This is a genomic window from Paracoccus sp. DMF (genome assembly GCF_004407025.1).
GTDB classification, from domain to species: domain Bacteria; phylum Pseudomonadota; class Alphaproteobacteria; order Rhodobacterales; family Rhodobacteraceae; genus Paracoccus; species Paracoccus aminovorans_B.
Map to the genome: position 1 here is coordinate 1 of NZ_SOKV02000136.1, position 1327 is coordinate 1327.

Sequence of the window (1327 nt, forward strand, 5' to 3'; positions counted from 1 at the left end):
GCGGCGATGCTGCTGGGGCAAAGCGGCGAGATGCTGGTCGTCGTCACCGCAGCCGTGTTCGGCGCCTATATGGCCCTGAACATCGGTGCCAATGACGTGGCAAACAACATGGGACCTGCGGTTGGGGCGAACGCGCTCAGCATGGGTGGGGCCATCGTCATCGCCGTGATTTTCGAAAGCGCGGGCGCGCTGATCGCCGGCGCGGATGTGGTCTCGACCGTCGCCAAGGGCATCGTCGCGCCCGAGACGCTGGATACGCCGGCCACCTTCGTCTGGGCGATGATGGCGGCGCTGCTGGCATCGGCGCTGTGGGTGAACCTTGCGACCTGGATCGGCGCGCCGGTCTCGACCACGCATGCCGTGGTCGGCGGGGTCGTGGGCGCGGGTGTCGCCGGGGCCGGACTCGGCGCGGTCAACTGGGAGCAGATGCTGGCGATCGCGGCAAGCTGGGTCATCTCGCCGGTGATGGGCGGCGTCGTGGCGGCCGCATTCCTGTGGCTGATCAAGAGCCGCATCGTCTATCGCGAGGACAAGATCGCGGCGGCACGGGTCTGGGTGCCGATCCTCGTGGGCATCATGGCAGGGGCCTTCACGGCCTATCTGGCGATGAAGGGGCTGAAGCAGCTGGTCGAGATCTCGATGGGCGCGGCGCTGTTGCTGGGCCTGCTGGCGGGGTTCTGCTCATGGCTGCTGATGATCCCGGTCACCCGCCGCCAGTCCGAGGGGCTTGAGAACCGCAACAAGTCGCTGAAGGTCCTGTTCGGTGTCCCCTTGGTCGTGTCGGCCGCGCTGCTCAGCTTTGCCCACGGGGCGAACGATGTCGCCAATGCCGTCGGCCCGCTGGCGGCCATCGTGCAGACCGTGACGACCGGGAATTTCAACGGCGATGTGGTCATTCCCTTGTGGGTCATGCTGATCGGCGCTTTCGGGATCTCCTTCGGGCTGAGCCTGTTCGGTCCCAAGCTGATCCGCATGGTCGGAAACGAGATCACCAAGCTCAACCCGATGCGGGCCTATTGCGTCGCACTGTCGGCGGCGGTGACGGTCATCATTGCCAGTGCGTTGGGATTGCCGGTCAGCTCGACCCATATCGCGATCGGCGCGATCTTCGGCGTGGGCTTTTTCCGCGAATGGGATGCCGAGCGGCGCCTGAAGCAGGCCCGCATGGTCGTTCCCCGGCCGGACAACATTCCGGCGGATGAGCGTCGCCGCCGCAAGCTGGTCCGCCGGCTGCATGTGCTGACCATCGGAGCGGCCTGGATCGTTACCGTTCCCGCCGCGGCGCTTCTGTCGGCGCTTCTGTTCCTGATCCTGCGGCAGATCCCGG

The 1327-nt window shown here is 66.5% G+C and carries 1 protein-coding gene; it reads left to right on the forward strand.

Features of this window, described 5'->3' with window-relative positions:
* A partial coding sequence (locus E3D03_RS20765; protein ID WP_263568525.1) for an inorganic phosphate transporter occupies window positions 1-1327 on the forward strand: 1327 nt, incomplete at both ends.